At 43.4% G+C, this 24795-nt stretch carries 21 protein-coding genes and 4 tRNA genes; 8 read left to right on the top strand and 17 right to left on the bottom strand.

Annotation, left to right across the window (positions count from 1 at the left end; genetic code table 11):
- Positions 1 to 11: 11 nt before the first annotated feature.
- Together GTU69_RS07530 and GTU69_RS07525 are read right to left on the bottom strand one after the other, a co-directional pair.
- Positions 12 to 197, bottom strand: coding sequence for a hypothetical protein (locus GTU69_RS07530; RefSeq protein WP_166169465.1), 186 nt, complete (start codon positions 195 to 197; stop codon positions 12 to 14).
- Positions 198 to 795: 598 nt separating this feature from the next.
- The gene (locus tag GTU69_RS07525) at positions 796 to 981 is read right to left on the bottom strand and encodes a DNA gyrase inhibitor YacG (protein ID WP_086174058.1); all 186 of its coding nucleotides are present in this window, start codon (positions 979 to 981) and stop codon (positions 796 to 798) included.
- Positions 982 to 1065: 84 nt separating this feature from the next.
- On the opposite strand from GTU69_RS07525, the gene GTU69_RS07520 reads away from it, so the two are divergent.
- From GTU69_RS07520 to GTU69_RS07510, 3 genes are all read left to right on the top strand, one after another.
- Complete coding sequence (locus GTU69_RS07520) at positions 1066 to 1740, top strand: rRNA adenine N-6-methyltransferase family protein (protein ID WP_171522014.1); 675 nt, start codon at positions 1066 to 1068, stop codon at positions 1738 to 1740.
- Between the two features lie 7 nt (positions 1741 to 1747).
- Positions 1748 to 2950 (top strand): TIGR03862 family flavoprotein, encoded by a 1203-nt coding sequence (locus tag GTU69_RS07515; RefSeq protein WP_166169461.1) that lies wholly within the window; start codon positions 1748 to 1750, stop codon positions 2948 to 2950.
- Between the two features lie 83 nt (positions 2951 to 3033).
- Positions 3034 to 3444: a GFA family protein gene (locus GTU69_RS07510; protein ID WP_166169459.1), complete on the top strand. Its 411-nt coding sequence runs from the start codon at positions 3034 to 3036 to the stop codon at positions 3442 to 3444.
- Between the two features lie 345 nt (positions 3445 to 3789).
- Here GTU69_RS07510 and GTU69_RS07505 read toward each other — a convergent pair whose 3' ends face one another.
- Together GTU69_RS07505 and GTU69_RS07500 are read right to left on the bottom strand one after the other, a co-directional pair.
- Positions 3790 to 4404, bottom strand: coding sequence for a hypothetical protein (locus tag GTU69_RS07505; RefSeq protein ID WP_166169457.1), 615 nt, complete (start codon positions 4402 to 4404; stop codon positions 3790 to 3792).
- A 10-nt stretch (positions 4405 to 4414) separates the two neighbouring features.
- A complete protein-coding gene (locus GTU69_RS07500; protein WP_166169455.1) occupies positions 4415 to 5197 on the bottom strand; it encodes a class I SAM-dependent methyltransferase in 783 nt (260 codons plus the stop codon).
- 120 nt (positions 5198 to 5317) lie between these two features.
- Between GTU69_RS07500 and GTU69_RS07495 the strand changes: the two genes are divergently transcribed.
- Together GTU69_RS07495 and GTU69_RS07490 are read left to right on the top strand one after the other, a co-directional pair.
- The gene (locus tag GTU69_RS07495; RefSeq protein WP_166169453.1) at positions 5318 to 6598 is read left to right on the top strand and encodes a hypothetical protein; all 1281 of its coding nucleotides are present in this window, start codon (positions 5318 to 5320) and stop codon (positions 6596 to 6598) included.
- A 450-nt stretch (positions 6599 to 7048) separates the two neighbouring features.
- The gene (locus tag GTU69_RS07490) at positions 7049 to 8002 is read left to right on the top strand and encodes a 2-hydroxyacid dehydrogenase (RefSeq protein WP_166169451.1); all 954 of its coding nucleotides are present in this window, start codon (positions 7049 to 7051) and stop codon (positions 8000 to 8002) included.
- 122 nt (positions 8003 to 8124) lie between these two features.
- Here the strand turns inward: GTU69_RS07490 and GTU69_RS07485 are convergent, their stop codons facing one another.
- The 6 genes from GTU69_RS07485 to glyQ form a co-directional block, all read right to left on the bottom strand.
- Positions 8125 to 8544, bottom strand: coding sequence for a hypothetical protein (locus GTU69_RS07485; protein WP_166169449.1), 420 nt, complete (start codon positions 8542 to 8544; stop codon positions 8125 to 8127).
- Between the two features lie 207 nt (positions 8545 to 8751).
- Positions 8752 to 9099, bottom strand: a complete 348-nt coding sequence (locus GTU69_RS07480; protein WP_166169447.1) for a hypothetical protein — start codon at positions 9097 to 9099, stop codon at positions 8752 to 8754.
- A gap of 310 nt (positions 9100 to 9409) precedes the next feature.
- Positions 9410 to 9799 (bottom strand): hypothetical protein, encoded by a 390-nt coding sequence (locus GTU69_RS07475; protein ID WP_166169445.1) that lies wholly within the window; start codon positions 9797 to 9799, stop codon positions 9410 to 9412.
- 252 nt (positions 9800 to 10051) lie between these two features.
- Positions 10052 to 10834, bottom strand: coding sequence for a hypothetical protein (locus tag GTU69_RS07470; RefSeq protein WP_166169443.1), 783 nt, complete (start codon positions 10832 to 10834; stop codon positions 10052 to 10054).
- A 68-nt stretch (positions 10835 to 10902) separates the two neighbouring features.
- Complete coding sequence (gene glyS, locus GTU69_RS07465; RefSeq protein WP_166169441.1) at positions 10903 to 12972, bottom strand: glycine--tRNA ligase subunit beta; 2070 nt, start codon at positions 12970 to 12972, stop codon at positions 10903 to 10905.
- A complete protein-coding gene (glyQ, locus tag GTU69_RS07460; RefSeq protein ID WP_166169439.1) occupies positions 12972 to 13961 on the bottom strand; it encodes a glycine--tRNA ligase subunit alpha in 990 nt (329 codons plus the stop codon). Before glyQ ends, glyS begins: the two co-directional genes overlap by 1 nt.
- Before the next feature lie 204 nt (positions 13962 to 14165).
- Between glyQ and GTU69_RS07455 the strand changes: the two genes are divergently transcribed.
- Positions 14166 to 15266 carry an HPP family protein gene (locus tag GTU69_RS07455; protein WP_166169437.1) on the top strand — a complete coding sequence of 367 codons (1101 nt, stop codon included), beginning with the start codon at positions 14166 to 14168 and terminating at the stop codon, positions 15264 to 15266.
- Positions 15267 to 15394: 128 nt separating this feature from the next.
- Here the strand turns inward: GTU69_RS07455 and GTU69_RS07450 are convergent, their stop codons facing one another.
- A complete protein-coding gene (locus GTU69_RS07450; protein WP_166169435.1) occupies positions 15395 to 15619 on the bottom strand; it encodes a PspC domain-containing protein in 225 nt (74 codons plus the stop codon).
- A 313-nt stretch (positions 15620 to 15932) separates the two neighbouring features.
- On the opposite strand from GTU69_RS07450, the gene GTU69_RS07445 reads away from it, so the two are divergent.
- Positions 15933 to 16538, top strand: coding sequence for a hypothetical protein (locus GTU69_RS07445; RefSeq protein WP_166169433.1), 606 nt, complete (start codon positions 15933 to 15935; stop codon positions 16536 to 16538).
- Between the two features lie 121 nt (positions 16539 to 16659).
- On the opposite strand, the gene GTU69_RS07440 is transcribed toward GTU69_RS07445, so the two are convergent.
- The 6 genes from GTU69_RS07440 to GTU69_RS07415 form a co-directional block, all read right to left on the bottom strand.
- Positions 16660 to 16735 (bottom strand) — tRNA-Lys (locus tag GTU69_RS07440).
- A 222-nt stretch (positions 16736 to 16957) separates the two neighbouring features.
- Positions 16958 to 17033, bottom strand: a tRNA-Lys gene (locus GTU69_RS07435).
- A 58-nt stretch (positions 17034 to 17091) separates the two neighbouring features.
- Positions 17092 to 17167 (bottom strand) — tRNA-Lys (locus GTU69_RS07430).
- A gap of 23 nt (positions 17168 to 17190) precedes the next feature.
- Positions 17191 to 17266: transfer RNA gene (locus tag GTU69_RS07425), tRNA-Lys, on the bottom strand.
- Positions 17267 to 17460: 194 nt separating this feature from the next.
- The gene (locus GTU69_RS07420) at positions 17461 to 19302 is read right to left on the bottom strand and encodes a long-chain-acyl-CoA synthetase (protein ID WP_166169431.1); all 1842 of its coding nucleotides are present in this window, start codon (positions 19300 to 19302) and stop codon (positions 17461 to 17463) included.
- A 196-nt stretch (positions 19303 to 19498) separates the two neighbouring features.
- Positions 19499 to 22894 carry an Rne/Rng family ribonuclease gene (locus tag GTU69_RS07415; RefSeq protein WP_166169429.1) on the bottom strand — a complete coding sequence of 1132 codons (3396 nt, stop codon included), beginning with the start codon at positions 22892 to 22894 and terminating at the stop codon, positions 19499 to 19501.
- Between the two features lie 763 nt (positions 22895 to 23657).
- Here GTU69_RS07415 and GTU69_RS07410 point away from each other — a divergent pair.
- Complete coding sequence (locus tag GTU69_RS07410; RefSeq protein WP_166169427.1) at positions 23658 to 24620, top strand: RluA family pseudouridine synthase; 963 nt, start codon at positions 23658 to 23660, stop codon at positions 24618 to 24620.
- Positions 24621 to 24795: the final 175 nt, after the last annotated feature.

Genomic DNA, 24795 nt, shown 5'->3' with positions numbered 1-24795 from the left:
AATTCATTTCATTAATCTCGATGAAAGGGTCCACTGCGCAGCTGTTTTAATTCCAAGGCAATAATAATGGCTGCAAGCATGAATAAAATGCCAATCGCAATAATAATGCCATCATAAGTATAAATTCCAAAAATCAGCCCCACAATACTGAAGCTGACAAACAGAAAAAATAGAATTTTTAAGCACCAAAGACCCATGGGGCTCTCCTTTTTATAGCTTTTAAAATTTATTGTTGTTCGTTTTTATCGTGATGAGGCTGTTATAGCCCAACTGTAATGTTTTTAAGTTTAGTTTTAAGTGTTCAATTAAGAAAAATTTTATTGCTATTCTTGTAGAAGGATTATAGTTTAAAAAGTGACTACGGGTTATTCTTTTTATCGGTAAATGAGAGAAATTTAACAGTTGTAAAAAACTGTTTTTAAGTCGTTTTTGTGGGTAAATTTGAATTATGTAATGAAGAAAATAAGAAACAAATTTATAGGCACATGAACATTTCTCTATAAAAGGCTGACTTGTATCACGTGATTTATAGTTTATTATTTTGAGGGATGAATTGTGAAGCGACTATTTACAAAAATAACACTGTTTATATTAACTATTCTCATGTTGGCATGTTTGGGTTTGGGGATTTATAGTCAAGATTTGCTGATCACGGCGATTGGTATCCTTCTGATTTTTTGTATTATTCTTTTAGTTTTAGAATATAAAAACATGCTTTCCAATCCATTTGACTAAGGTGGATCAATCCATTTTATCCACCTTTAGACGAGTTTTCCTGCGGATCACGCAAGACGATTAAAATTCATCTTGTTCGCCACTGTTATCTGCTTGGGGTGCATCCTGAGTCGGCAGTTTATATTCATCACTGGCCCAGGCTCCCAGATCAATCATTTTGCAACGTTCTGAACAAAAAGGACGAAATTCATTGCCTTCCCAAGTCGTGGGTTTGCCACAGCGTGGACACGGAAAAGTACGCGGCATGTTATTCTCCGAATAAAAATAAGGATTCAATTAGGCAAATACAGTCGCTCTTGCTAGACTTGAGCGGATTTTTGTTAGTTTGATCTGATTATGCCAATTCGTCAATTTCAAGCACAGCGTATGCATGCGCCTCGTGATTTTCAAATGATTCGCCCAGATCCCGTTTGTGTGGAAATTGGTGCCGGTAAAGGTAAACATGCCTTGCTGTTTTCAGCTCAAAATCCTGAAAAAAAATTGATTGCCATTGAGCGCACACGTGAAAAATATCTGGCCATGCAAAAACAGCATGCTCTGGAAGGACAAAAGAATTTACAGGTGATTCATGCTGATGCCATGCCGTGGATTGTGCATGCCTTATTGCCTGCTCAAGTGCAGCAGTTTTTTATTCTCTATCCGAATCCGGAACCGCATAATCCGGCCCAACGCTGGTTAAACATGCCATTTTTTGAGTTTCTGCTGTCACGCTTACAGCCGGGTGGAACAGTCACATTGGCCAGTAATATTCCTGAATATATCGCAGAAGCACAGCAGCAGTTGATTGAAGTCTGGAAATTGCCTTTTGTCAAAGAAGTGATTCCAGCTACATCGGCACGCACTCATTTTGAAATTAAGTATCTGGAGCGTGGTGAGTTGTGCCAGCAACTGATCATCAGCAAACCTGAAAGCTACCCGACACGTTTTGATGAGTTTATGCCTTTACAAGGGCAAAATTCGGTTCAAGCGGGAGCAACAGAAGCTGATATTAAAAACGCTGAATGAGTTGGTTATGAAAAAGCGTGTTGCAATTATTGGAGCAGGCCCCGCCGGTTTAATGGCCGCGGAACTGTTAAGCCAATATGATTACGAAATTCATGTTTATGAACAAAAGCCGTCTGCTGCACGTAAGTTTTTGATGGCGGGTAAAACTGGGCTGAATATTTCCCATGCCGAGCCAATCGAGCAATTTATTCAGCGTTATGACCAGGCAGAATGGCTGGCCTCTTGGGTAAAAAAATGGGATGCGAACTGGATTCAGCAATGGATGAAGGGTTTGGGGATTGAATCCTATATCGGCTCATCAGGACGGGTGTTTCCGGTAGAAATGAAGGCGGCACCTTTACTTCGTGCCTGGCTAAAACGTCTGGCTGAACAAGGCGTGATTTTTCATTATCGCCATCAGGTGTTGAATTTGAAAGGTCAGCAATTGTGTATCCGGGATTTAACCACCCAGCAAGACAGCCAGCAGGGCTTTGATGCGATTGTGATGGCCTGTGGTGCGGTATCTTGGTCGCAACTGGGAAGCGATGGGGCATGGCAGCAATGGCTGCCCGCGCAGGACATTGAAGCCTTTCAGGCCAGTAATGCCGGGGTGGAGCGTACTTGGTCCAGGTTTATGCAGTCGGTATTTGGCCAGCCTTTAAAACGTGTGGAAGCTTGGGTGGATGATCAGGCTAAAAGCATGGGGGATATTGTGATTACCCATTATGGCCTGGAAAGCGGGCTGATCTATAAGCAAGGGCGTGCACTGCGTCAGCAGCTCAAACAGGGCCAGACCATGCAACTGTATCTAGATTTAATCCCCGAGCAAAGCATGGAGCAATTGGCGAAAAAATTACAACCAAGTAAAAAGCAGTCGTTGAGCAATGTCTGGCGTAAGGCCGGACTGGATGCAGCCAAAGCCAATCTGGTACGTGAACTGGTTGCCAAAGATGTATGGAACGATCCGCTGGCTTTAGCCCAGCAGATCAAGCATTTGCCTGTTGTTTTAGCAGGATTCCGTCCGATCGAAGAAGCGATTAGCTGTGCGGGTGGGGTAAAACGCGATGTGTTGTCGGAACAGTTGCAATTAAAGTCCAATCCGCATGTGTTTTGTTGCGGCGAAATGCTGGACTGGGATGCACCGACCGGAGGTTATTTGCTTACCGCCTGTTTTGCGACAGGTCGTGCTGCAGGCGAGGGTGTGCATGCCTATCTGGCTGCACAAAAATAACAGTGCATTATGCGGCCGGTTTTGAACTGTGATTTAAAGCATGCTAAGTTGCAGATTCAATCCTTATAAAAAATGCAGCCATTATGTCTGAACAAAAGCGATATACAGGAAGTTGTTTGTGTGGCGGTTTGCGCTATGAAATTCGGGGCGAAATTGGCGACATCGTGCAATGTCATTGCCAACGTTGCCGTAAGGCCAATGGGACGGCCTTTGCCACCAACGCTCCAATTCGAAAAGCCGATTTTCACATTGTGCAAGGTGAACATTTACTGAAAAAGTTCCAGTCCACCGAAACGACCCAGCGCTGTTTCTGTAGCGATTGTGGCTCGCCGATTATCAGCATTAAAACCGATACGCCCGATCTGTATCGCCTGAGAATAGGCACGCTCGATACACCGTTGCAGCAAAAGCCGACGCAACATATTTTTGTGGCCTCCAAGGCAGAGTGGGATACCATCTGTGATGGTCTGCCACAATATGATGAACGGCCGTAGTCATGCTGAAGCCTGAGATTAAAAGATAAAGGGATCAAATGATCAGTGCTGTCCCATAATTTGAATTTTATTTCAGTAATGAATCAACATGATGACCTGTTATTTTTAAGTATTTGATATTTATTTTTTACAGCCTTGTCTTTTCTTTATGAGTTTAAGTCGCTTTGTGTAGGCTGAACCCTACTTTTGACAGACCAAAAGTAGGCAAAAGTCTTTATTCCCCATACACGACATCCTGTCGTGATGGGGAATGTGTGGCATCCCTGCCACACTCGCGAATCTAACACCTGGACTTTAATTATGGGACAGTAGTGATCAAATGATCCTTTTTTTATGTACCCGATTTTAGTAGCCAGATTCAGTGGTTTCGGATTTGGCTATGTCAGCTTTTTTTGCTTGAGCCTGATTCATGTCCGGATATTGTGATTGCCAGTGTTCCAGCTGTTCCTGAGCATGTAAAAATTCACCCAAGCCTTTGGCTTGATCTGCTGAGTTTTTAATGGGTTCTGCTTTTTTATCTTTGTGCTCATCATAAAGTTTGGCTTGAGATTGCCAGTATTCCGCCATCAGCCCCTGAATATAGCGCCCTTGTTCAGTCTTTAAATCCAGTTGTTTGAGCATGTTCAGGGCAGACTGGATATTGTCACGTTTGCGATTGTAGGCAAATTCCTCTGTTAGCGAACCGTTCTCCTGCATTTTCACCAGTTCATCTTCCATTTCATCGCTCATTTGGGTAAAACGCGTGTCAAAGTCAGTCAGCATGGCGATATCATGCGGATCATCCGGGTTTTTTTCAAAGGCTTTCACCGGTTCAGTAATCAGCTCCTGCATCACTTTATCTTCAGATTGAACTTTATCATTTGGAGATGGAGTACCGTCACGGTCATTACAGGCCGTCATCAGTACACTTGAGCACAGTAAAACAGGAAGAGCAAAATGTTTGAATTGACGTTGCATCATGATGGTTCCTTTATTTCTGATCGAGTGTTTTAAAGTCATAGGCATAGGTCACATAGGGGAATGCGATTTCATCTTGAGGATGCTTGCCTGTATACTCTAAAACGATCTGTTCAAATTCAGCTTTTAACTGCTGCTGTTCATGTGCTGACATGGCGGCAATAAAACTGGTAGAGAGCAGGCGTTTGGACACCACCTGTTCCACAGTGCCGACATGTTGCTGCTGAAACGTTGTGGTATTTTGTAATTGAAACAGCGCTTGCTGTTCAAAGACCTTTTTCCATTGACCGTTATGATAACGTGGCGTATTGCCCTCTAACGGCTCAATACGGTCTGCCAGTGCTTTGACCCAGTCGACCTCAACATCGCGCTGATTCCAGATCAGTGCCAGATGTCCGGCCGGTTTGAGCACTCGATGAATTTGTGTTAATGATTCAAGATTGGCAAACCAGTGAAAGGATTGTGCACAGACCACAGCATCTATACTATGGGCGGTTAAAGGCAAAGATTCACTCGACGCCTGTAGCGTTTTAATGTCGGGATAGGCGTGTTGCAATTGTGTCAGCATGGCCTGAATCGGCTCAATGGCAATGATGTGTGAGGTCAGCTGTTTTAAGTAAGGTAAGAATTTGCCAGTACCTGCACCCAGATCAACCACCTGCGACTGTTCACCCAGTTGGAGCTGATCACGTAGCCAATTGACGATGTCTTGTGGATAACTCGGACGAACTTGTTGATAAAGTTCAGCGGCAGAACTGAAGCCTTTTTGAGCAGCAGGATGAAGTGATTGTGTCATATTTTGCGCTTTTTAATCTTCATGGCATCTATAAAATAACATATTCGCTTTTCGTAAATAGGCAAGGTGTCTATTTGTAGCATTGATTCTGATAAAGGGCCGATTTGCTTCGGTGTGGAAATGGATAAACACATTATTTTTGAAGACGAACAAATTCGTGCAATCTTTCTGAAAGGCTCATCGGATGAATTGATTTTTTCTTTTGGCGATTTAATTACCCGCGCCAAAGGGCTGTCGATTAATGCGGAAAAATCACTGCATAAGTATAACTTTAATGTGATTGGCATTATGCCGAAGCAGAAATCCTGGTTTCCTGAAAGTTCGATGCGCGAGATGTTTGCCCAGATTCAGGAACTGATTGCACCGTTTAAAACCCGGATTGGCTATGGTGGTTCCATGGGCGGGTATGCGGTCATCAAGTATTCCAACCTGCTGAATTTAAAGCGCGTAGTGGCGCTGGTGCCGCAGTATTCCATCAATCCTGAAGAAGTCGAAGACTCGCGCTATAACATGTTCTTTCATCCTGAACAGAATGCCCATATGCGCATTCAGCCTCAGGATGTTGCAGCGGAACGTGAATATATTGTGGTCTATGACCCTTACTGTCCGGAAGACCGTGCGCATTATTTAAAACTTGAACAGGTGCTGCCAAAAATTCAGACCCTGAACCTGCCTTTTACCGGACACGATGCCATTGCGGTACTGGCCAGTTCAGAATTGCTGCATGACTTTTTATTGCATGAGTTTGATGCTAGCTATTTTTATCGCAAAATCCGTCAGGTGAAAAAGAACAGCAAGTTTTACTATCGTAAAGTCATTGAAAACCTGTTGCCCCGACACCGCAATGCCTTGGGTTCCATTCTGGTCAATAATGATTTGCAGCTGGACAGCCAGTTTTTTGATGCCAAGTTAAAGAATAATTTACTCAGGGAATTGCTGCGCAATAAACAGGTCAGTCAGCAAGATTTACTGAAATTGGGCATACAGGTCAATTTGCCGCAGGAAAATCGCAGTCAGTTACTGGACTGTTTTGGTCATGGTCTGGTATTTAATGTGATTAGCCAGAAGATTGAAAGCTATGCGGCCAGTGCCATCGCCCTGAATCATAAATTTCTGATGCCGATCTTTGCCAAGGGCAGTGGACTGGTACACATTTCAATGAATGACGAACGTTTTATCGTGGCCATGAATGACCGGCAAGTGATGAAACTGTTCAGGGAACAGGAAGCTTTAGCCGCTGGGATGCACCCCTTGGTCATTAAAAAATATAGTGATTTTTATCTGCTTAGTTATAAGCATTTAAACTTGAGCAATAACGAATATGGCAGTCATGAGTTTGTGGAAGATGCTCCTGAAACTGCGCAATTTGTGACCCAGCCTGACCCGTTATCTGCGCTATAGCCTATAGATTCAGGGTTGAGCATGCATCCCAATTTGTTTTAATTTTGATCACTTGCTTTATCTTTAAATCGGTCTAAGATAGAACGGTAAGGCAAGTTTTCATGACTCAAAATTAAACAATAAATAACGGGTGCTTCAGGATGAAACGTGATTTTATACCGGCTGTACTTTTAATCCTCATCTCTATATTCATACCTTGCTATGCTTTCGTAGACAGTCTAGATCCGACTTATATTATTATGAGCGGGGGAATGCTTGTGGTGTTTGCCCTGGCAATTTATGTATTTTATGAAATCTACAAGTCGATTCAGCTGCATATCAACAAACCCACTAAATAGTGGGTTTTGTATTTTTCATCTCTAAATTTGGTTGAAAAAGAATGTAAAACTGGCTTTTAATGTCTGGGCAATAATTTTTAGATATTCATCAAACTCAGCCAAGGGAAGCAGCATGAAAGCCGTATTTTTAGATTATGAATCGCTGGATAAAAATGATCTGGATTTCAGTCAGCTTGAAACTGTATTTGATGAGCTGACACTTTTTCCAACGACGACCCAGGCACAGCTCCTCGAACGTGTACACGATGCCGAGGTTATTATCAGTAATAAAGTCGTGGTCGATGCTGCTACCTTGCAACAATGTCCACAGTTAAAACTGATTTTAATTTCCGCAACGGGCACCAATAATATTGATCTGGTTCAGGCACGTAAACAAGGCATTGTGGTATGCAACTGTCAGGGTTATGGCACTGCGGCAGTGGCACAGCATACTTTAAGCTTGATGCTGGCTTTAGCAACCTCGTTACTCAAATACGACCGTGCCGTAAAGCAAGGCGAGTGGAATAAGGCTTCACAGTTCTGCCTGCTGGATTTCCCTATTATCGAGTTGTCTGGCAAAACGCTGGGTATTGTCGGTTATGGTGAATTGGGACAGGCTGTGGCAAAACTGGCTGAAGCCTTTGGTATGAAAGTCATTGTTGCATCCTTGCCGAACCGTCCTGGTGATGCGAGCCGTGTACCTTTTTCCAAACTGTTGCCGCAAGTGGATTTCCTGAGTCTGCATTGTCCCTTAACTGACGATACCCGTGATTTAATTGATGTCCAAGCTTTCGATGCCATGAAACCAAGCGCATTTTTAATTAACTGTGCACGCGGTGGAATCGTCAATGAAGCCGCGCTTGCTGATGCCTTGCGTCAGGGCAAAATTGCTGGTGCTGCCACCGATGTGCTCACGGTTGAACCGCCTAAACAAGGTAATGTGCTGTTAGCTGATGATATTCCCAACCTGATCATTACTCCGCATAGTGCATGGGGCAGTGTCGATGCACGGCAACGGATTGTGCAACAAATGCAGCAGAATGTGCTGGCCTTTAAAGCAGGACAACCGATTCGTCAGGTCAATTAATTTATCTTTTCAATCAGTCTCTCTCACAGAGGCTGATTGCTTATAATCAACTTGATTTATAAATCGGCGTTGGTTTTCCTATACAGCTTGTACTTGAGCAGCCAGTCATATGTAGGTGCAAATTAATTACTGGTTGAAGACTCACTGAGCGGATGTGAAATAATCGGTGCAGGCTGATCATTTGGACTGCCGATAATATGATCCTTAGTTTCATTTATTTTTTGATTGACCGTGGCTGCTGCGTGTTGTGACTTTTCTTTGGCAATGGCTGATTTTTCAGCGGCAAAGTCCTTGGTGTCTTCCCACGCATTTTCGACTTTGGGTTTGACTTTGGCTACCCCTTTTTGCGCCGCGGTATCCACCTTTTCCGCTGTGTTCTGAACCTTCTGCTGGGCCTTATGACCGAGCACTTTAAAGATATTGGGGTTATCCCCATAAGGTGCAGGGTGGCTGTGTGCTGGAGCTGTGGTACTGGTTTGAGCCAAAACAGAGGTGGATGCCAAAATGGCACTTGTAATCAATACCGTTTTCATCATTTTCATTGTAAGGATAATCCCTGTGCGAGTAATTGCTGCAATCTAATTCAATTTTCTATTGGATTTTATTCTAAGAGTAAATTGAGGGGAAAATGTGAAATGTGGCGAAATTAATACAGATTCATTACATTTAAGCTCAATCTTCCGATTGTTTTATCCAAGAAAAAAAGCCCGTGAAAATGAGCTTTTTATACAGTCATTTAAGAAGATACCTTATTTTTCAATTTCCTGAGTTGGATCGGCTGAAGCTGCTTTTTCAGAATATGGATTCAGTTCTGCATGGGTTTGACCGTTAATATCCATATTGCTTGGATGTGAATGGTTACTATTTTTACTTGGAGGAGCATTTTCAGCGGCAAAGTTCTGGATGTTTTCTGGGGAGTCTGGCTTTGCAGTTCGAGTTTTACTCATCTCTTCTTTACTGCTATGAACGATGTCAGCAGTATTTTGATCACTGTGTTTAGCTTTTAGCTCTGAAGTTGCTTTGGTGTCTGCGTTAGCAAAAAGGGAAGTACAAGCTAAAAGTGCTGTGCTCATCACCATTATTCTGATTGTTTTCATAGCCCGATTTATCCTTGCATGATAAAACTCGAGTGTTTACCGAGTTATAAGAGCACCATCATAACCAGTTTAATGGAGGAGTTCGGAATCAGAGATTAAATTCACACGTTTTTGCAACACCGAATAACAATCTGCCGCAATATGTGAAAATAATTTACAAACTAAATTATATATGTTTTTGATTTTTATTATTTTATAAGAGTCGTGCTGCTTTAAGCCATACAGTTAGAAGTTTAGTTTCTTTATCGCTTTGACTGTATAAAGAATGAATCACCAAGTCCCAATGGATTCAGTGATTCTGATGGGAGAATTAGTTACATTGGGCCAAGGCATCTTTATGGAAATGATGGCGCAGGGCAAGGAAGTTTTTTTGTACTTCTGGGCTATGCAGGTCAAAATTATTGGCTGTGCTTGAACCGTCTTGAGCAAAGGTGGTTGCGCCACCTGAAATCAGGGTATTGCCTTTAAATGACCAGTGTTCTATGGATTTTCCTGCTTTGAGGTTGCCAGTAAATTCAATCACGCATTTATCAATAAATTTAGTCAGTTTGGCTTTGTTATCCACTGTGTCTGGATAGACTTCCAGATTCTGAACTTCTTGTAATACGCCGGCTTCAAGTTGCGGGATTTTAGGTGCAGTCGTACACGCCGTAATAGCAATACCCGCAAGACCAGTCAAAATAAGCATTTTCAATTTCATATGATTCTTTCTTGTTGAGTGTTGTTAGTTTGAGTATAGGGAATTGGATTTAGCTTGGCTAGTTAGATATTAAGGGATATATCCTGAAGCACCTATTCGATCTCGGCTTAGATAATAATTACCTTTGTAATTTAACAGAGTGAGTAGATACTTTCGTAATAAATCACTGACATCCCTACGGTCTTCAATGGCTTGACCTATATAATTGTTATCTCCAAAAGATGATAAAACCCCTTCATGAATCATTCTATGTCATTTATCTAAGAAAGGTGTTACCTCATCTCTATTAAAATGGGCTGCTTCAAACATTCTTAATGTCATTTCAGTTGATGTAATATGACCATATGTTTTATGTACATATTTTTTTCTTTTTCCTTTAGGAGGCCAATAATCTTCTGCGTTCGAAGGTGTGTTATCTAGAGGTGGAAAATCTTTATGAGTGAAATGTTGTCCTGAATATTCATATCGATTATCTAGTGCAAAGGTATATTTTAAATTTTCTATCGCAACATAATGTGAAATTAAGGCTATTTCTAAAGCTAAGGTAGAGCGATTTGCTTCACATAAATAGCCAAAGACTACCGTAAGCTGCCTAGTTGATTTTAACTTTTTAAAAGTTGGATATGTTTGCTCAATGAAAATTCGAATTTCTTTACCATGATTTTCAATGATAGAGGTAAGTGGATTAATTACATTTCCTGAACAATTAGTCCAGTGTTCTGTAGTACCTATTTTATAGCTACAACGTCGAATTGGTGATTGTTGAGTAAAAGAAAGTAGTGAGCAGAAATCATCAATAACATTTAAAAGTTGCTCAACTTGATCTAAACAAATATTTTCAATAGTAACTTTAGTGGTAACTAAATTTTGATTTATAAATTCACTCTGCTTAAGTTGAATATTAAGTTGTTTAAATTCAAAGTTAAAACCTTCACATTCTATAGTTGTTGTATCACGAATTTGCTGATTATTATGGTTAGAGAAGTTTTCACCTAACATAAATAAATTGATAATAAAGACTTCTAAATTTTCCATATTTATTTTTAATAAAAAACCCCACTAATTTATAGTGGGGTTTTTTATGATTTACAACCAATTATAGCTTAGTGTTGAAGCACCGAAATATCAGCCACTTTCGTAAACAACTCACGTAACTGAGCAAGCATACGTAAACGGTTTGCTTTCAGGTTTGCATCATCAGTCATCACCATTACACCGTCAAAGAACGCATCTACAGGCGCACGAAGTGCAGCTAAAGCAGACAATGCAGCAGTGTAGTCTTTGGCAGCAAATAACGGCTCAACCACAGGTGTAATTTTCGTAAGTTCAGCAAATAATGCTTTCTCGGCATCTTCCACCAGGTTCGCTTCAATGACGCTTCCTTCAGGTGTAGCTTCTTTTGCAAGAATGTTGGCAACACGTTTGTTTGCAGCAGCAAGTGCAGCAGCTTCAGGCAATGCACGGAAGTGATTAACCGCATTTACACGCTTGTCAAAATCAAGCGGAGATTTTGGTGACAATGCTTGAACTGCTTGAATTACATCAACAGCCACGCCTTGGTCTTCGTATTTCGCACGGTAACGACCTTCCAGGAATGCAACAGCATCTGCCAAAGTCTTGTCATGGTCTTTCAATACATCGCCATATGAAGCTAAAGCAAGTTTGATTAGGTCTTCAATCGACACATCCAGCTCGTTTTCAGTCACAAGACGTAAGATACCAATTGCAGAACGACGCAGTGCAAACGGGTCTTTAGAACCTGTCGGTGCTTGACCAATACCGAAAATACCGGTCAAGGTATCCAAACGGTCGGCAAGGGCAATGGTTGTACCAGTCTTGGTTTTCGGTAACACGTCACCTGCGAATTTAGGCAAGTATTGCTCACCTAAAGATTCAGCAACTTCAGCATTTTCACCTTCAAGACGTGCGTAGTAAGTACCCGCAATCCCTTGAAGTTCAGGGAATTCACCTACAAGCTCAGAGGTTAAGTCACATTTCGCAAGCAGCGCAGCTTTTTCAGCATCCGCAGCATTTGCACCAGTGATTGGTGCAAGCGCTACAGCCAGTTTTGCAATACGTTCGGACTTGTTCCATAGTGTGCCAAGCTCAGCCTGGAATACCATGTTTGCCAATTTCTCTTTACGCGATGCAAGCGGTTGCTTTTGATCTTGCAGGAAGAAGAACTCAGCATCAGACAAACGTGGACGAACAACTTTTTCGTTACCTTCAATAATTTGAGTCGGATCTTTAGACTCAATATTTGAAACGGTAATGAAGTAAGGTTGCAGTTTGTTGTCAGCATTTACCAAACAGAAGTACTTCTGGTTGTCCTGCATCGTCGTGATTAATGCTTCTTGCGGAACCGCAAGGAAACGTTCTTCAAAGCTGGCACGAAGCGCAACAGGCCATTCAACCAATGCAGTCACTTCATCACGAAGGTCAGCAGGCACAATGGCAATCGCATTGACTTCATCAGCCAATGCTTTGACTTGCTGGTCGATGATGGTTTGACGCTCTTCAAATGACGCCACAACATGCGCTGCTTTTAATTTAGCAAGATATTCATCAGCATTGGCTAAGCTAATGGCTTCAGGCGCATGGAACCGGTGACCATAAGTCACATTGCCCGCTTTATGATCTTGAATGCTTGCATCAATCACGTCATTGTCTTTAAGCAATACTACCCATTTTACCGGACGAACAAATTCGGTACGGCTGGCCGCAGAACGCATGCGTTTAGCGATTGGCAGGTTGTCTAAAGCTGCTTGTAAAATTTGTGGTAAAAGTACGTCTAGGCTTTGACCTTTCACGTCTTTTAAATAGCACACTTTTTCCACTTTACCGGCCTGGAAAGTCGATACTTGATCAACCGTAATGCCTTGACCACGCATAAACCCTTCTAGGGCTTTAGTTGGTTTGCCTTCAGCATCAAAGGCTGCTTGTTTCGCAGGGCCGTCAAAACGTTTTTGCGTATCGGCTTGCGCGCCTTCCACATTGACAATTTTCAATGCCAAACGACGTGGTGCTGCATAAGCTTCAATGGCATCGAAAGCTAGGCCAGCATCTTTTAAGCCTTTTTCAGTTTCTGCCTGAAGGGCATCACGTAATTTTTTTAAGCTTTTCGGTGGAAGTTCTTCACAGCCAAGTTCAAATAAAACAGTATGTTTAGACATTATTTGTTCTCCGCTGTTTTTTCTGCTTGAGCTGCTTCTGCTTCAACTTGTGCTTTTAACTGCGCCAATACTTCGTCACGTAAATGTGGTTCTGCCATTGGGAAACCCAGTTTCGCACGTGCTGCCACGTAACTTTGTGCAATGGCACGCGCCAATGTACGGACACGTAAAATATAACGTTGACGTTCAGTCACCGAAATCGCACCGCGAGCATCCAGTAAGTTAAAGCTGTGTGATGCTTTAATCACCTGTTCATAGGCCGGTAATGGCAGTTCAGCTTCCATTAAGCGCGTTGCTTCAGCCTCGTAGAAGTCGAACAGCTCGAACATTTTGTCGACTGGTGCATATTCAAAGTTATAAGTGGATTGTTCCACTTCGTTTTGATGGAATACGTCACCGTAAGTCACTGTACCAAACTGGCCTTTGGTCCAGACCAGATCGTAAACCGAGTCTACACCTTGCAGGTACATCGCCAGACGTTCCAGACCGTAAGTGATTTCGCCTGTTACCGGATAACATTCAACACCACCGACTTGCTGGAAGTAAGTGAACTGGGTCACTTCCATACCGTTCAGCCAAACTTCCCAGCCCAAGCCCCAAGCACCGAGAGTTGGTGATTCCCAGTTATCTTCCACAAAACGGATGTCGTGGGTCAGGGTATCAATACCAATGGCTTTTAAAGAATCGAGATAAAGCTGCTGGATATTGTCCGGGTTTGGCTTAAGCACCACCTGGAACTGATAATAATGTTGCAAACGGTTCGGGTTTTCACCATAACGGCCATCTTTCGGACGACGTGAAGGTTGTACGTAAGCCGCGTTCCATGTTTCTGGCCCTAAAGCACGAAGGAAAGTTGCGGTGTGGAATGTCCCTGCACCCATTTCCATATCGTAAGGTTGTAACACTACACAACCTTGTTCAGCCCAGTAGTTTTGTAAGGCAAGAATTAAGCCTTGAAATGTATCAATATGCGATATGGCGCGACTCATGTAGCATCCATTAAAATTAGAGAAAAATTGGCTCTAAGTATAAGGATTTTGCAAAGGTGTGGCAAAGGTTTCAGGACAAGAAATCAGCTGTTTAAAAATGATTCACAGATTTATTGATAAATATAAGATATAAAATAAATACATCTTTAATCATTAGCATTCTATAATTTGCAACTTCTTCCCCAAAACAATAAAAGGCGTGCTGTGTTTCATTCCCGACTCGAATGGCTGAATACTCTAAAACCCAATTTTAAGATTCTTCCTCTAAAAGATCGCCTGCTGTGCGGTCTGGGTGCATTACTTGGACTGACACTTTCATCTTTCATAAGCTGGTGGGTGCTGGGAGACATCAATGCATGGTATATCGCGCCGATGGGTGCATCTTCAGTATTATTGTTTGCCGTGCCTGCCAGTCCTTTGGCACAGCCGTGGAATATGGTGATTGGAAATATCATTGCAGGAGTCATTGGGGTGACTTGCGCTGCCTATATTCCGAACCTGACCGAAGCCTTTAGTGTGGCGGTGGCATTGTCTATTTTTCTGATGATGACCACGGATTCCTTACATCCACCGAGTGGGGCGGTGGCGATTACTGCCGTTTTGGGTGGCGAAGCGGTCCATGAGCTGGGATATTACTTTATTTTTTATCCGGTTTTATTAAACTCGGCCCTGTTGATGTTTGTAGCGATTATCTTTAACCGTCTTTTAGGAAAACAGTATCCACAAGTCGCCCAGATCAACCAGCGTTCTCAAGACCCGACACCCACGCAAAAAGTCACCATTCAACCGCAAGATATTCAGGCCACATTGGATCAGCAGACCGAGCTGCTGGATATCAGTGAATATGACCTGCAAAAAATTATTTTAGCGGCCCAAGAGAAAGCCAATGCCCGGGGCATGAGCCAGTTTAAATGTCAGGATATCATGACCAAAGATGTGATTAGCTTGAATGAAAATGATGATATCCATTCTGCACTGGATAAATTCAAGCACATGAATTTGATGAGTCTGCCTGTAATCAATGCCCAGCAGCAACTGGTCGGTACGCTGGCTTTATATGAAGTAGTGGAATGGTTTAAGCGTGCAACCGATTTACGAACCACCTGGCAGCGTCAGGTCAAGGATATTATGGTGCGCCAGGTGGTGACGGTAAAGCCGGAGCAACCGATTCAGGACCTAGTACCTTATTTTGTCGAGCGTTCATTTAACTATATTCCGGTAGTGGAAAAACAGAAAATGGTCGGCATTATTAGTCGTGCCGATATAATTGCGGCATTGAACCAGCAGTTGAATGTAGCGGCATAAAGCAGAAATGAAGCAAAAAAAAGCTACGACTGATTGGGGGAAAAGCCGTAGCATAAAACGAACTCAACTCATGCAGTTCAACGGGATGTTAGCGATTTTGATCCGGGTTTACCGTGCGAATCGGGTTGTTATAGGCTGATGCCATGACCAAACATGGTATTGGGCTGTTTAGGGATCACCAGCCACAAAATTAAATACACCAAGATTCCCGGGAATGCTGCGCTCATGACAGAAACAAGAACGAAAATAATGCGCAGTAAAGTCACATTCCAACCAAAACGTTCAGCAATACCGCCCATTACACCTGCAATCATGTTCTGACGCTTAGAGCGATATAAACCAACATTGGCCATCTAGGTCTCCTTAATAAAAATAACAAAGCAGTTAAAACAACATGCCTGTAATAAAAAAATGGAGATGAACCCTTCTTTTTAAAGGGGCATGCCATAAAAAATAGTTAATTTATGTAAAGCTAAGGGCTTAATTGCGAGGTCGTCATTTAAGATATGTTTTGTTGAATAAGTTGATTTATATGAATAAAAATCAACAAAATATTCCCATATGTGTGAGGGTAAAATGATGATCCGTGCTTTAGTCTTTATTGTGTACATCGGCAAATACGGCTATGGAAAGCCAAATAAAATTTAACTCTCAGGAGGGAGAGCGGTGTTTCGAAAAGCGAATTATTGTGGTTTTTTCTTGGGGGTAATTTGTGCAGCTTTGGTGGGTTGCAATAAGCCTTTAGAAGACTCTGTCGCGCAACAAATCACAAAAGAAACTCCAACGAATAGCGATGAGCAGGCTAGAAGCCTGACTGATGTTGCGGGGCGGGCAACTGTTCCGGTGGAACAGGTAGAATCTAGAATCAAAAAAGCCATTCCAGACTGTGCCGAGCCTTATATTGGCCGTTATCAAGCCACGATCAGTTGTGATGATCCTTTTGTCAGATGTAAAGATGGTACAGCAGATTATATTATTAATTTACAGGAGGATGGAATTGCCCATCGCACCCTGATCCATTCGGGGCAAATCAGCTTCGCTTCAAATCTGTATCACCGGCAAGATCGCTGGTCTTATGATAGGCAAAATCATCAGGTGATTTTGCATCGCTCAAATGGGGTGGAATTTTTCTATGATATTGATAAAGATAAAAATCTGGTTATGGATTTGGACAAGATTGCGCATGCTTCTGTCTTAAACGAGCAATATTTTGCCGAAGGCAATCCCTTTCCACAACAGGCATATCGTTTGGTTAAAGAGAAAGTCAGTTAAAGAAAAATTGGATGGTGTTTTCATTTAACCAGACTTGCAATTCAAAAGGGGAGAAATGCTGCAAATGTGGAGCACTTTTTATTATATGGGCGTGTGGATATAAGATGAATAATAAAAAATCTGGTGGGTTGTGAGGGGCTCGAACCCTCGACCAATAGATTAAGAGTCTACTGCTCTACCAACTGAGCTAACAACCCTGAGCAAGGATTAGTGAACTTAAAGCATCGCTTTAAGGGTTCACCCGAGTGCAAGAAAAAAATCGAAGATTTTTTACAGATGCATTGAAGCATTGTGTTTTGCAACATCGGTCTAGCAAAATTTCGAGAATGGCGAATCAACCGAAACGGTGTGGTTTGTCTTGGTCGGAATATTGCAGGTTTCGTTTCTATTGTAGTACAGAAAGAAGCCCTAAGAAAGAATGGTGGGTCGTCCGCGATTCGAACGCGGGACCAACGGATTAAAAGTCCGCTGCTCTACCAGCTGAGCTAACGACCCATTCAGAAAAGGTGCTTTAAAAGCTAAAAAAGCTTCATGTCAGAAGCCTTTGAAAAGATGGTGGGTCGTCCGCGATTCGAACGCGGGACCAACGGATTAAAAGTCCGCTGCTCTACCAGCTGAGCTAACGACCCATCTCTAGATCAATCAAAATAAGTGGTGGGTCGTCCGCGATTCGAACGCGGGACCAACGGATTAAAAGTCCGCTGCTCTACCAGCTGAGCTAACGACCCTGAACCAACATTCAGAACTTGTCCGAATGTGCAGTGCAAGAAAATAAAGAGTTTTCTCAACACCACTTCGTTTTGATGGAGCGTATTGTAGCAAGTTATCAAACGAGCGCAAGTAAAAATTAGCAAACTTGTTGATGTTTGATTATAAATACAACAAATTTGCCTAATCTTATAAAAAAATAGCGGTTCTGCAATTAGAAACGGTATTGATAGGCTTGAATATTGTTGAAGATTTCCGCAGTTAAATCACAATATTCTGTCGCATTTGGCAGAAGGACCAGTAAACGCTCATCGGTCTTGTTGGGGTCGAAAGCCTGTTCTTTGAGGGTATTTTTTTGATATTTAAATGTGCCTGTCGTTTCAACTTGAGACTGAACACGTAAAAATACCGGAACAGCATAAGCTGGCAAACATTTTTTGAACTCGCTTGCCATTTGCTTTAAGTCTTGTGCAGTTAATTCTGCACCCTCATTCAAGGTAATGGCTGCCATGCCGGCACGTCCATTGGTATGGGGAATTTCTACCCCGTAAACTACTGCCTCAGCAATTTTTTCATATTCACTGACTACATTTTCAACTTCAGTGGTGGACACATTTTCGCCTTTCCAGCGGAAAGTATCCCCGAGGCGATCTACAAACTGGGCATGACGGAAACCGATATCGCGTACCAGATCACCGGTATTAAAGAAAGCATCTCCATGTTTAAACACATCTTTCATAATCACGGATTTATTTTTTTCCGGATCGGTATAGCCGTCAAAAGGTGAACGGCGGGTAATTTTGCCCACCAGTAAGCCGACTTCACCTTTTTTCACTTTTTTACACCGGCCTTTGGTATCTCTCACCGGCTGATTGCTTTCCTTATCAAATTCAATAATCGCATAAGGTGTTGGAGAGAAGCCGACCGTGTTGTCAAAGTTAAACACGTTACTAAAGCCTACATTACCTTCACTGGATGCATACAGCTCAAGTACCTCTTCAATCCCGAAGCGTTCCTTAAATTTATCCCAGATATTCGGGCGCATGCCATTACCGATCATTTTTGTGACACGGTGACCTTTTTCCAGTTCAGACGGGGGAGCATCCATTAAATAACGGCAGAGTTCACCGACATAACCAATGGCTGAAGCATCAAATTTTTTGACATCCTTCCAGAAAGCAGAGGTTGAGTATTTGCGGCGTAACGCAAATGTTGCACTGCTTGCAATCACGCCACACCAGCACACCACAATACCGGTGGCATGATACAGTGGCAGGGTGCAGTACATGACATCATCAGGTTTTAAATCCAGCACGTGACCATAGGTGCCATAAGCCAAAGTCCAGCGGCTATGGGTGAAAATGACCGCTTTAGGCAGGCCGGTCGTGCCTGAGGTATAGATGTAAAATAAGCCATCTTTACCTTGAATGGTGTGCGTGGTCGGAGTATTAAATTTTGGAAATTGGTCGGCTTTTTCCGTCAGGTTAGTCCAGCCCTGAGGGGCTTTACCAGCATCCACCTGTGTAGCTTGATCGGCAAACCAGTGAAAACGGTCTGCTGCCAGTTCTAGGTCCTGACGAACATCTTCTACAGCTGCACGGCATTCTTCACCGGCAATTACGGCAATCGGCTTGACCAGATTGATGCTGTGGGTCAGCGCTTTACCGCTTTGTGAGGTGTTGACCAAAGCAGAGGTGACGCCAATTTTTGCCAGGGCGATAACTGTGGCAATCAGTTCCGGACGGTTTTCTACCATCACCGCAATCACATCGCCTTTTTGTGCACCGAGCGATAAATAGAAGTGTCCAATTTGGTTGGCCCATTCATTCAGTTCCTGATAACTGAATTTCTGATCTTCGAATAATAAAGCCATGCCGTGCGGATTATGTTTTACCGCTTTTTCAAAGGCAATACCCAAGCCTGCTGGAGTATTGGATGTGCGCAAATATGCTTGTCTGAGACCACTCAATAAATGAGGGACTTTGCTGATGAATTTAGGTATTTTTGCTGCAACATCCGCAATACCAATAAGATCGCTCGGTGTAGTGTGGTTCATATGAATCCTATTTATTTTTTCATAATCCAATACAGTCTATTTGTTCGCAATACGCTTGCTGTGATTTGTACACTTGTCTTTTAATCGTTTCAATCTAGTGCAATCAACCTAATCCGACAAAAGTATCAAAAAAAACCTAGCCACCGGAATGACTAGGTTTTTTTATTTCACTGCACGAGAGCTAATTTAAAACAAATTACGACTCATTTGCAGGTGTTACTTTCTTTGGTGGACGACCGCGAGGACGACGAGGACGGACAGGTTTGTCTCCCTCTTCCCCTTCGGTTTTTTCAGCGTCTGCGGTTGGCTCGACCTGAGTTTGTGCGTCCTGAGCAGCTTCTACCGCCAATTCAGCTTGTACGGGTTCGGCAGCCTGTTCGGTTTCCTTTGTAGTAATTACCGTTTCAGCAGCAACAACAGTTTCTGCAATAGGTTCAGCAACTACTTCAATCACAACAGGCTCGGCCACTTCGGCTGGCGCTGTTTCTGCTTCTGTTACAGCAACAGTTTCGGCCGGCATTGCTTCAGCTGGAGCAGTTTCAGGTTGACTATGCGCCTGCTTTGCTTGCTCTAAAGCTTGTTCAGCAGCCTGTTTTGCCAAACGGCGACGTTCACGTGGATCATTTGCTACACGTTTGTCAGACACCGGTTTTGGTGGTGTCAAGTCCAGCACTGGTGCAGGTTCTGCTTCAGGTGCGGCTTTTGTAACTGCTACATCGCGTGTTACCGGCTGTGCTGGTGCTTCAGTTGTCTGAGTCGCGAGTGTTGCAGCATATTGCTCGGTAAATTTCACCAGGGCACGGTTGAACGTTGGAATTAAACCAAACTGTTCAATCAGCACTGAACAATCTTCACCATAGACATGGCGAATGAGACTGATCACGGTGTATTGACCCAAAGTTGGAACCTGAGAAGGGCTTAACTTCGGCGCCTGAGCCTGTCTTGCCTGAGCTTCACGTTTTTGGCGACGACGCATACGCGGATCGTTGCTGGCACGTTTTTCTGCAGGACGTGGCTTGTGTGGTTCATGAGTTTCAGCTGCAGCAGGTTTTTCTTCCTGCACGACCACTGGTTTCTCGATGACCGGCACTTGTGCTTCAACCGTTACGGGAGCAGCCTGAGTAATTGGTGCTTCAACTGCAGCAGGTGCCGAATTTAATGCAACAATTTCGGTTTTTGCCTGATCAACATTGACCAGCAATGCAGTTGGCAGAACTTCCTGACGAGGTGTATCAATCACTTCGACTTTAGGTTCCCGTTCATTTACGACTACAGCAGCTGCAGTTTGTTGCGCTGACTGTTCGTTCAATACGCTCTGATCGCGGTGGCGATTCGGGCGTTCCGGACGTTGCTGGTTGCGACGGTCACGGCGTGGCACAGCATTTTGCTCGGTTTGCTGATCAGCATGTTGTTGTTCAGCGTGTTGACGACGAGAAGGGCGCTTGTTTTCACGTGAATCCTGGCGCTGTTCCGGACGTTGTTCTTGACGTTGCTCATGACGGGAAACCTGAACAATTTCTTCATGCACTTGATTTTGCTGATTGTCGTACTGAACTTGTTCACGTTGCTCTTTAGGCTTGTTACGCTTTTTATTGTGACGTTGCGATTTTTCTTCCTTATCAGAATATTTATCTGCAACTTCATGCTGTTCCTGTTTTTGTGTTACAGGCGCAGTTGGCGATAAGTAAGCATTGTTGTTTGCAGTGGCAACCGGTGGTGCGCTCTGAGTAGGCGCAGATGTTACAACCTGACCGAATTGACCACGGCTGACCGCACCAGCATTGACCATTTGTTCAATGGCAGCAGCAGCATTGTTTGCAGTACGGGCTTGATCAACTGTTTTAGCTTGCTTTTGCACAAACAGGTTTTCTAGCCATGCACATGGGCTTGATGAAGCTTGAGCAGCAGGCGCAACTTGAGCTGGTTGTGATTGCTGTACTTCTTGAGCTACTTGTTGTGGACGACGTTGTGGCTTGTTGTTTTGGTTTTTAGCCTGTTGCTGAGCAGGTGCCTGCGCAGCAGCTTGAGCTTGTTGCTCACCTTCCAAATGCCATTCAGAAGATTCATAACCCAACTCTTTTTCGCTTGAACGTGTTGCTTCGGTACGTTCATAGCTGGTTGGTGCAAAACCTTCAGCATTATAAGTGATTTCGTAATGCGGTGTTTCCAGGTGCGGATGTGGCAACACGGTTACACGGACATTTGAAGTTTGTTCTAAATACACCAAAGTATGACGCTTTTCATTCAACATGAATGCTGCGATTTCAACCGGAACTTCGACCTGAACTTCACCATGACGTTCGCGCAGTGCAATTTCTTCCACTTTACGCATGATCGAAAGGGAAAGAGAACGTAAATCACGCACCATACCGGTACCATGACAGCGTGGGCAAACGTAACCGGTTGCTTCTTCCAGCGATGGGCGCAAGCGTTGACGGCTCATTTCCATTAAGCCAAAACGCGACAATTGACCGAACTGGATGCGGGCACGGTCGCTTTGGGTGGCTTCACGCAGTTTGGCTTCCACCATGCGCTGGTTGCGGTCTTTGGTCATGTCGATGAAATCGATCACCACCAATCCACCGATATCGCGTAAACGCAGTTGACGCGCAATTTCTTCTGCTGCTTCTAAGTTGGTGTTTAAAGCAGTGTCTTCAACGTCGTGACCACGAGTCGATTTAGCCGAGTTAATATCGATCGATACCAAAGCTTCAGTCTGGTCAATCACGATTGAACCGCCAGAAGGAAGTTTTACTTCACGTTCATAAGCCGTCTGAATCTGGCTTTCAATACCGAAATGGGCAAATAAAGGCTCATTTAAAGTATAGGTTTTGAGCTTGTCGATTTGACGTGGCATTACTGCTTTCACGAAGTTATAGGCTTCGTTATAGGCTTGTTCCGAGTCAATCAGGATTTCTGCAACATCATCACGTAAATAGTCACGAATTGCACGAGTCACTACACCAGCTTCTTGATGGACCAGCATGGGTGATGGACCAGAACTTGCAGTGTTTTGGATTTGTGCCCAAAGATCCATCAAGTGTTGCAAGTCAAGTTGCAATTCTTCTTGCGAGCGGCCAATACCTGCGGTACGCACAATCACGCTCATGCCACGCGGAATATTCAGTGAGGCCAACATTTCTTTCAGTTCTTCACGCACTGAACCGGAAATTTGACGGCTGATACCGCCACCTTTCGGGTTGTTTGGCATAAGCACCAAATAACGGCCAGCAAGCGAAATGAAGGTCGAAAGGGCAGCACCTTTATTACCACGTTCTTCTTTTTCTACCTGGACTAAAAGTTCGGTACCTTCAGTGATCAATTCGCGGATATTTGAAGTTTGGCGAGGATCTGCCTTGTAATACGAGTTTGCGATTTCACGCATGGACAGGAAGCCTTGACGGCCTGCACCATACTCTACAAAAACAGCTTCTAAAGAAGGTTCAACGCGAGTGACGTGACCTTTATAGATATTGGATTTTTTTTGTTCACGGGTACGATTTTCTAGATCGAAATCGTAAAGACGCTGACCAGTGACAAGTGCAACGCGAATCTCTTCGGCATGTGTTGCATTAATCAACATACGTTTCATGGGTGTAACACCTAATAGTGATACACAGCAGGACATCGCTATACACGTAGCGAACATCACACATTACGGATCAACACCCAGATCTCAAAATGACGCAATTGTGGTCTGAGCTTTTTTACCGGCCTTTTTTTTGGGCTGCGGTTTTTTGATTCACGTATTGAAGATGGCAATACGGCTTCAATCTTATAAACGATTAAAGTCACCTGAACGATTCACTGGCGGACAAACGGTGCATTAGATGTGAGTAACTTTCACTGTCACGTAGCTTGAAGATCGTCCCTTCATTAATTCATGATCGGGCGTCTTGATACGGAATTATCATCGTATCTTTGCTTTATGTGCAGATCCAATGCATCAACGTTGTAGCCTGAATGCGACTTCAGGGTGCGACTAATCTGATGTGTATCAGTTTACGTTTAAAAACCAACTAGGTTGGCGACATATTTTTTAGGGCAAACTGATTTATGTACGAAGTACAATTAAACGCAACAGTTTGCTTTTTTGCCGATATAATAAGCCTTCGGCGTCGGCATATTCTTTAGGGACCTTTCCGTATTTAATGTGAATGGTGAAATTTAATATTGAGCTTCAAAAAAGATTGAAGTGATTAAATTTTTTCACACTAACGGTGGTATCCGTGCGCTGACTATATCAAACCTTGCATCATCTGCCTATGGGCTAAGCTTATCTTTCTTGTGTAAAGCATAGCCCAAGTGATCAGTTTTTAATCAATTTTAGTATTTTTTTGGGTCATCGTAACTGTATGAATTCTACGCAAGAATGGCAAAGTGTCACCTGGTTTGAAGTGGACGAGCATCAATTGGGTCAACGTATCGACAATTTTTTATTTTCCAGACTGAAAGGTGTACCAAAAAGTCGGATTTATCGTTTAATCCGTGAAGGACAGGTTCGGGTCAATAAAAAGCGCGTTAAAGCGGAAACCAAACTGAATATTGGCGACCAGATTCGCGTTGCACCGATTCGTTTTGAGCCTAAAGATGAAACTGCGGCACCGGTATCGGACAAGGTGGCACAAAGCCTGCTCAGCCGTGTGGTCTATGAAGATGAAGGGCTGATGGTGGTCAATAAGCCTTCAGGCATTGCTGTGCATGGCGGTAGCGGTGTGGCCTATGGGCTGATTGAAGGTCTGCGTGCAGCCACCGGCAAGAAATATCTGGAGCTGATTCACCGTATTGACCGCGACACGTCCGGTCTGGTGATGATCAGTAAAAAACGCAGTACCTTAAAAACTCTGCAAGATTTACTGCGTGAACATAAAATCAAAAAAACCTATGCCGCGATTGTCAAAGGGCAGGTGAGTCTGGATCAGCAACTCATTGACCAGCCTTTGCATCGTTATGAGCTGGCCAATGGCGAGCGTCGTGTACGTGTGTCTAAAGAAGGCAAGGACAGTAAAACCCAGTGGAAGGTAGCAGAGCGTTTCATGCATGGCACACTAGTATATGCTTCACCGCTATCAGGTCGTACCCATCAGATTCGTGTACATGGTTTAAGTATTGGTCATCCTTTAATTGGTGATGATAAATACGGTCATGAGACTGAATATAAGGGACCAAAGCCGCGCCGTTTATGTTTACATGCCATGCGTCTGGAAATTCCGGGTTATCCGACCATTGAAGCACCTTTGCCTGAAGATATGCAGAGTCTGGTGGCGCAGCTCAGAGCGCAGAAGAAGGATAAGCCGGTCGTTACTTTTGACGACTAGTAAGTTTTAATCCTCTCCCTGAGCAGCATTGCTGCGCAAGTCTCCTTTCTTGCACGTCGTTTAAAGCAGTGCTTTAAACTCGTTCAGGAGAGGGGACATCACCTAAAATATTCTGTCATTAACTCAGACTTCGTGTAGTCAGTATTTTTATTTAGTAAAAAATGAATGACTAAGC

Origin of the sequence: Acinetobacter sp. SA01, assembly GCF_011319235.1 — a bacterium.
Lineage (GTDB): Bacteria > Pseudomonadota > Gammaproteobacteria > Pseudomonadales > Moraxellaceae > Acinetobacter.
Note: the sequence above shows the minus strand (reverse complement) of the source record. Positions and strands in the feature narration are given on the sequence as shown.